Origin of the sequence: Metapseudomonas resinovorans (assembly GCF_002003485.1) — a bacterium.
In the GTDB taxonomy this organism is placed as follows: domain Bacteria; phylum Pseudomonadota; class Gammaproteobacteria; order Pseudomonadales; family Pseudomonadaceae; genus Metapseudomonas; species Metapseudomonas resinovorans_D.
Window position 1 is genome coordinate 195,615 of the sequence record NZ_BDMA01000001.1, and the last position, 7,763, is coordinate 203,377.

Sequence of the window (7,763 nt, forward strand, 5' to 3'; positions counted from 1 at the left end):
ACAGGAGCCTAATGGCTCGATGGATTTTTGTCAGGCCGAGCCTTCGCATGGTTTACCGTGGCTGGAGTAAGGTATGTCGGCTGTTTCTCCTTGTTGCGGTTGGTCCTCGATGATCCGTGCGCTCCTTTCCTTCCTGTTCGCCTGCTGCCTGGCGATACCTGCCTTGGCTGCACCGACGGCGCTGCCTCTGGACGACGGCCAGCGGCAATGGCTCGAGAACCATGGGCAACTCCGTGTGGGGGCCGTGCTGCAGGCCCCTTACGTCCAGCTGGATCGGCGCCTGCAACAACTCTCCGGAGCCAACGTCGAGTTGGTGAACTGGCTGGCCAGGGCCATGGGCGTCGAGTTGGTCTGGCGCACCTACGACAGTCAGGGTGAATTGGAACAGGGCCTGCGTTCCGGACAGATCGACCTTGCCCCCGGTCTCGGACAGACGCCCGCCGGCTTGCGCCTGTGGCTGTTCTCCGATCCCTACATGCGCGTCTCGCAGTTGCTGGTGGGCGAGCGCGAGGGTAATGGCGCGGTGGACCTGGAGCAGCTCGACGCCACGTCGCCGGTTGCCCTGCGCCAGCCGAGTCCAGTGGCCGACTACCTGCGCGCGACCTACTCCAACCTCAACCTCAAGCCCATGGGCAGCGAGCGGCAGGCCCTGCAGGCGTTGCTGGCCGAGCAGGTCCGCTATGCCGTGCTCGACGAGGCCCAGCTCAGCCGGCTGTCTCGCGAACAGGAGTTCACCGGGCTCGCAGTAGTCGGCGACATCGGTTTTCCGCAACTACTTCGGGTCGCCTCGAGGCGGGACTGGCCGGAACTGGCTGCCATCGTCGACATCGCCCTGCGCAGCCTGCCGCCGAAGGACCTCGACCAGTTGCATGAGCGCTGGCTGCAGCCCAAGTATCCCCGCCTCGGTGAATCCAGCGGCTTCTGGCAGAACCTCAGCCTGTTTCTCGGCGTGCTGTTGCTCGCGGCGGCGGTCATCATCACCTGGCTGCGCCGACAGCAGCGTCGGCTGGAGCGGCAATTGCTGGATTCGCGCCATGCACTGCAGCTGCGCGAAGCGGCCGAAGAAGCGCTGCGCCTTACCCAGTTTTCCATCGACCACAGCACCCTGGGCATCCTCTGGGTGAACTGGGACAGCCACGTGCGCTACGCCAACCGAGCGGCCGAGCAGATGCTGGGTTATCGGCCGGGCAGTCTTGCCGATCGTCCCCTGGTGGATTTCCAGCCCGAGCTGAACATGGACCGCTGGCTCAATCTCTGGCGCCGCGCACGCAACAGTGACGAAGGCCCGCTGAGCTTCGAGACCCGTTGCCTGCGTCCCGACGGCACCTGGCTTCCAGCGGATGTGTCGCTGAGCTTCCTGCGCTTCGGCTCCTCCGAATACCTGGTGGTGTTCCTCTCAGATGCCACCGAGCGCCGTCGAGCCCGCGAGGCCGTGGAAGAAAGTGAAGCGCGCCTCAAGGGCATCGCCTCCAACGTGCCCGGCCTGGTGTTCCGCCTGGAGCGGCCGAAAGCAGGAGCGCCGTCCAATTTCGCCTTCATCGGTGAAGGCAGCGAAGGCCTGGTGGGCTACAGCGCCAGCGAGTTGCTGGATACGGGGCGTGGTATTCGCGGCCTGGTCCATCCCGACGACCGCGACGGCTACTGGGAAAGCCAACTTCGGGCGCTGGACGCCGATCGCGATTGGCGCTGGCAGGGCCGCATCCTCACCCGCGATGGCGCGCTGCGCTGGGCCGATATCAAGGCCAGTGCGCGGATCTTCGACGACGGCCGTGCGGTCTGGGACGGCGTGGTCTGGGATATCACCGAGAACAAACAGATCGAGCTGGAGCTGGCGGCTTCCCGCGCGCAGCTCCGGGACTTGTCGGCACACCTGGAAAGCGTGCGCGAAGAAGAGAAGGCGCGCATTGCCCGCGAGGTGCATGACGAACTGGGTCAGGTGCTCACCGTTTTGAAGTTGGAAACCTCCATGTGCGAGCTGGCCTTCGCCGGACTCGATCCGGGCCTGCGTGAACGCCTGGACAGCATGAAGCGTCTGATCGCTCAGCTCTTCCAACTGGTGCGCGACGTGGCGACGGCGCTGCGCCCGCCGATTCTCGATGCCGGCATCGCTTCTGCCATCGAGTGGCAGGCCAGGCGATTCGAGGCGCGCACGCAGATTCCCTGCCTGGTGGAAGTGCCCGAGCAGTTGCCGCAGCTGTCTGATGCCAAGGCAGTAGGCCTGTTTCGGGTGCTGCAGGAGGCGCTGACCAACGTCATGCGCCACGCCGAGGCGCATACTGTCGCGGTTCGCCTGAGTGAAGAGGGCGGAACGCTCTGCCTGCGCATCAGCGATGATGGCCGGGGGTTCGATACCGGCGCCAGAAGTGGCAGTTCGTTCGGCCTGGTGGGCATGCGCGAGCGCGTGCTGATGCTGGGCGGCAGCCTGCAGATCGAGAGCCAGCCGGGCGAGGGCACCACCCTTTGCGTACGCGTGGCGTTGGATAAGGAGAAAGTGGCGTGATCCGAGTACTGGTGGCAGAAGACCACACCATCGTCCGTGAGGGCATCAAGCAGCTCATCGGCCTGGCCAAGGACCTCTGCGTGGCGGGGGAGGCCGGCAATGGCGAGCAACTGATGGAAACCCTGCGCCACACACCTTGCGAAGTGGTGCTGCTGGACATCTCCATGCCCGGCGTCAACGGCCTGGAAGCCATTCCGCGCATCCGCGCCCTCGGCAATCCGCCGGCGGTGCTGGTGCTGTCCATGCACGACGAAGCGCAGATGGCCGCGCGGGCCCTGAAGATCGGTGCTGCCGGCTATGCCACCAAGGACAGTGATCCGGCCCTGTTACTCACCGCCATCCGCAAGGTCGCCGCGGGTGGCCGCTACATCGATCCCGACCTCGCCGACCGCATGGTCTTCGAGGTGGGCCTGACCGATGCCCGCCCAGCCCATACGCTGCTTTCAGAGCGCGAGTTCTCGGTGTTCGAGCGGCTGGTGCGTGGCGAAGGTGTGAATGAAATCGCCCAGCAACTGGCGGTCAGCAGCAAGACAGTGAGCACCCACAAGGCCCGCCTGATGCAGAAACTGGGATTGCACTCGGTCGCGGACCTGGTGAAGTACGCGGTCGAGCACAAGCTGCTGTGAATGTCCGACAATCGCGCTGCGATTTGTAGGGCGATCCCTACAAGGAATCCTCTCCAAGCCTTATAGCAATCTCTCATACCGCCCGATTTGCGTGGTCTGCCGCGTTCTCTACGCTTTCCTCTACGGCAGACACAAAAACAAAGGTGCGGTTATGGCCGAGACACAAGGCAACGACATCCTGGTCAGCTTTCGCGGCGTGCAGAAGAGCTACGACGGCGAGACCCTGATCGTCAAAGACCTCAACCTGGACATTCGCAAAGGCGAATTCCTGACCCTGCTCGGGCCGTCCGGCTCCGGCAAGACCACCAGCCTGATGATGCTCGCCGGGTTCGAAACCCCCACCAGCGGCGAGATTCTCCTGGCCGGTCGCTCCATCAACAACGTCCCCCCGCACAAGCGCGACATCGGCATGGTGTTCCAGAACTATGCGCTGTTCCCGCACATGACGGTGGCCGAGAACCTGGCCTTCCCGCTCTCGGTGCGCGGCATGAGCAAGACCGACGCCAGCGAGCGGGTCAAGCGGGCGCTCTCCATGGTGCAGCTGGATGCTTTCCGCAACCGCTACCCTGGCCAGCTTTCCGGCGGCCAGCAGCAGCGTGTCGCCCTGGCCCGCGCCCTGGTGTTCGAGCCCCAGCTGGTGCTGATGGACGAACCCCTCGGTGCGCTGGACAAGCAGCTGCGTGAACACATGCAGATGGAGATCAAACACATCCATCAACGCCTGGGTGTCACCGTGGTCTACGTGACCCACGACCAAGGCGAAGCGCTGACCATGTCCGACCGCGTCGCGGTGTTCCACCAGGGCGAGATCCAGCAGATCGCTCCGCCGCGCGAGCTTTACGAACTGCCGAAGAACACCTTCGTGGCCAACTTCATCGGCGAGAACAATCGCCTGAACGGCCAGCTGGAAAGCCGCGATGGCGAGCGCTGCGTCGTGCGTCTGGGCCGTGGTGAGAAGGTCGAGGCCCTGGCGATCAACGTCGGCCAGCCGGGCGAGCCGGTGACGCTGTCGATCCGGCCCGAGCGCGTACGCATCAACGGTCACAGCGAGAGCTGCGTGAACCGTTTCTCCGGGCGCGTCGCCGAGTTCATCTACCTGGGCGACCACGTGCGTATCCGCATGGAGGTCTGCGGCAAGCCCGACTTCTTCGTCAAGCAACCTATTGCTGAGCTCGACCCCGCACTGGCGGTAGGCGATGTGGTGCCGCTCGGCTGGCAAGTGGAGCACGTCCGCGCACTGGACCCGCTTCTGGCGGAATGACGCGGCGGCACCAAGGCATTAGCAACCCTGCACTGTGGAGAAAATAACAATGTCGAAATCCCTGAAACTCACCGCCATCGCCCTCGGGTTGGCCTGCGCCACCCAGGCAATGGCCGCCGACCTGACCGTAGTGTCCTTTGGTGGCGCCAACAAGAATGCGCAGGTCAAGGCGTTCTACGAGCCCTACCAGCAGAGCACCGGCAACAAGATCATCGCAGGCGAGTACAACGGTGAAATGGCCAAGGTGAAAGCCATGGTCGACACCAACAGCGTCTCCTGGAACCTGGTGGAAGTGGAGTCGCCCGAACTGTCCCGCGGCTGTGACGAAGGCCTCTTCGAAGAGCTGGACGCCGCGCAGTTCGGCAAGGCTGAAGATTTCGTACCCGGCGCCGTCCAGCCTTGCGGCGTCGGCTTCTTCGTGTGGTCCACCGTGCTGGCCTACAACGCCGACAAGCTGAAGTCCGCCCCCACCAGCTGGGCCGATTTCTGGGACGTGAATAAATTCCCTGGCAAGCGCGGCCTGCGCAAGGGCGCCAAATACACCCTGGAATTCGCCCTGATGGCCGATGGCGTCGCTCCCAAGGACGTCTACACCGTGCTGGCCACCAAGGAAGGCCAGGATCGCGCCTTCAAGAAGCTCGACGAGATCAAGCCGAGCATCCAGTGGTGGGAAGCCGGCGCCCAGCCGCCGCAGTTCCTCGCCTCGGGTGACGTGGTCATGAGCTCTGCCTACAACGGCCGCATCGCTGCGGTGCAGAAGGAAAGCAACCTGAAAGTCGTGTGGACCGGCGGTATCTACGACTTCGACTCCTGGGCCATCCCGAAGGGCGCCAAGGATGCCGACAAGGCCAAGGAGTTCATCGCCTTCTCGGTCAAGCCCGAGCAGCAGAAGATCTACTCCGAGAACATCGCCTACGGTCCGGCCAACACCCAGGCGGTGCCGCTGCTGGACAAGGGCCTGCTGAAGGACATGCCGACCACTCCGGAAAACATCAAGGACCAGGTCGCCATGGACGTCACCTTCTGGGCTGACTACGGCGAGCAACTGGAGCAACGCTTCAACTCCTGGGCGGCCAAGTAAGTCCGCCTGTGTACCCCCCTCTCCCTGTGGGAGAGGGGCTGGGGGTGAGGGGGATTCTTCCTCACCCTGGCCTTAGGGCCTGAACGTTCAACCCTGTTTCAACGGAGTTCGCCATGGCCACTGCAGTGCCCCTGAACGAGGTCGCCGGCCCCAGCCTCAAGCAGCGCCTCGCCCGAGCCGAGCGGATGAACCGCCTGAAGTCCCAGGCGCTGATCCTGCCGCTGCTGATTTTCCTCCTGCTGACCTTCCTGGTGCCCATCGGCGCGCTGCTCTACAAGAGCGTGAACAACCCGGAAGTGGTCGGCTCCATGCCGCGCACCGTCGAAGCCATTTCCAGCTGGGACGGCAAGGCGCTGCCCGCCGAGCCGGTGTACAAGGCCCTGGCCGAAGACCTCGCTGCGGCGCGCAAGAACCAGACCATCGGTGATCTCTCCAAGCGCCTGAACATGGAACTGGCCGGCTACCGCAGCCTGATGGCCAAGACCGCCCGCGCCCTCCCGTTCAAGACCGAACCGGCCTCCTACAAGGAAGCGCTGGAAGGCCTGGACGAGCGCTGGGGCGACCCCGCGTACTGGCAAGCGATCCGTCGCAACGCCAGCCACCTGACCCCCTATTACCTGCTGGCCGCTCTCGACCATCGCATCGATGACCTGGGCGAAGTGGCCCCGGCCACCCCGGACCAGGCCATCTACCTGGATATCTTCGCCCGTACCTTCTGGATGGGCGCAGTGATCACTGTGATCTGCCTGTTGCTGGCCTATCCGCTGGCCTACCTGCTGGCCAACCTGCCAACGCGCAAGAGCAACCTGCTGATGATCCTGGTGCTGCTGCCGTTCTGGACCTCCATCCTGGTGCGTGTGGCAGCGTGGATCGTGCTGTTGCAGTCCGGCGGTCTGATCAACGGCGCGCTGCTCAAGCTCGGCCTGATCGACCAGCCGTTGCAGCTGGTGTTCAACCGCACCGGTGTCTACATCGCCATGGTGCACATCATGCTGCCGTTCATGATCCTGCCGATCTACAGCGTGATGAAGGGCATTTCCCCCAGCTACATGCGTGCGGCGATCTCCCTCGGCTGTCACCCCTTCGCCAGCTTCTGGAAGGTGTACTTCCCGCAGACCGTGGCCGGTGTCGGCGCCGGGTGCCTGCTGGTGTTCATCCTGTCCATCGGTTACTACATCACGCCAGCACTGTTGGGCAGTCCGAACGACCAGATGGTCAGCTACTTCGTTGCCTTCTTCACCAACACCACCATCAACTGGGGCATGGCCACAGCCCTGGGCGGCATGCTGCTGTTCGCCACCCTGATCCTCTATGTGGTCTACAGCTGGCTGGTGGGCGCTGGCCGCCTGCGTCTCGGTTGAGGAGAACAAGAAAATGCTGAGTCCCTACATGTCCCCGGTCGAGCGCCTGTGGTTCTACACGCTGCGCGGCCTCTGCGGCCTGGTGCTGCTGTTCCTGATCCTGCCGGTGCTGGTGATCATCCCGCTGTCGTTCAACTCCGGCACCTTCCTGGTCTACCCGCTGCAGGGTTTCTCGCTGCGCTGGTACGCCGACTTCTTCAACTCGGCGGAGTGGATGCGCTCGCTGACCAACAGCATGATCGTCGCTCCGGCGGCGACCGTGCTGGCGATGGTCTTCGGCACCCTGGCATCCATCGGCCTGACCCGTGGCGAATTCCGCGGCAAGGCGCTGGTGATGAGCCTGCTGATTTCGCCGATGGTGGTGCCGGTGGTGATCATCGGCGTGGCCAGCTACCTGTTCTTCGCCCCGTTGGGCCTGGGTAACAGCTACCTGTCGCTGATCCTGGTGCATGCGGTGCTGGGCGTGCCGTTCGTGATCATCACGGTGTCGGCGACCCTGCAGGGCTTCAACTACAACCTGGTGCGCGCCGCGGCCAGCCTGGGCGCGCCGCCGCTGACCGCGTTCTTCAAGGTGACCCTGCCGCTGATCGCGCCGGGGGTGATCTCGGGGGCGCTGTTCGCCTTCGCGACGTCCTTCGACGAAGTGGTGGTGACCCTGTTCCTCGCCGGCCCCGAGCAGGCGACCCTGCCGCGGCAGATGTTCAGCGGTATCCGCGAGAACCTCAGCCCCACCATCGCCGCCGCCGCGACCCTGCTGATCGGCTTCTCCATCGCGCTGCTGCTGGTGCTGGAGTGGCTGCGCGGCCGTAGCGAGCGCATGCGCACCTCCGTGCCGGAGTAAAAAGTCTCCAACCTTCCCGGCCCGCGAGCTTTCGCGGGCTTTTTTTTGGTTCTTCGCGGAGTCTGGGGAAAGAGCGAGTTGACAGTCAGGGAA

General features: G+C 64.2%; 6 protein-coding genes. All 6 read left to right on the plus strand.

The window, feature by feature from the left end; genetic code table 11:
- Positions 1-109: 109 nt before the first annotated feature.
- Positions 110-2,500, plus strand: a complete 2,391-nt coding sequence (locus MnOB_RS00855; protein ID WP_077520858.1) for a PAS domain-containing sensor histidine kinase — start codon at positions 110-112, stop codon at positions 2,498-2,500.
- Positions 2,497-3,126, plus strand: a complete 630-nt coding sequence (locus MnOB_RS00860; protein WP_077520861.1) for a response regulator — start codon at positions 2,497-2,499, stop codon at positions 3,124-3,126. The genes MnOB_RS00855 and MnOB_RS00860 overlap by 4 nt, the downstream gene beginning before the upstream one ends.
- A gap of 151 nt (positions 3,127-3,277) precedes the next feature.
- Positions 3,278-4,387 carry an ABC transporter ATP-binding protein gene (locus tag MnOB_RS00865; RefSeq protein ID WP_077520863.1) on the plus strand — a complete coding sequence of 370 codons (1,110 nt, stop codon included), beginning with the start codon at positions 3,278-3,280 and terminating at the stop codon, positions 4,385-4,387.
- Between the two features lie 49 nt (positions 4,388-4,436).
- Entirely contained in the window at positions 4,437-5,468 is a 1,032-nt protein-coding gene (locus tag MnOB_RS00870; protein ID WP_077520866.1) for an ABC transporter substrate-binding protein, read from the plus strand.
- Between the two features lie 113 nt (positions 5,469-5,581).
- Positions 5,582-6,829 (plus strand): ABC transporter permease, encoded by a 1,248-nt coding sequence (locus tag MnOB_RS00875; protein WP_077520867.1) that lies wholly within the window; start codon positions 5,582-5,584, stop codon positions 6,827-6,829.
- A gap of 13 nt (positions 6,830-6,842) precedes the next feature.
- On the plus strand, positions 6,843-7,670 hold the full coding sequence (locus MnOB_RS00880; protein WP_077520870.1) for an ABC transporter permease: 828 nt from the start codon (positions 6,843-6,845) through the stop codon (positions 7,668-7,670).
- The last annotated feature ends 93 nt before the right edge of the window (positions 7,671-7,763 follow it).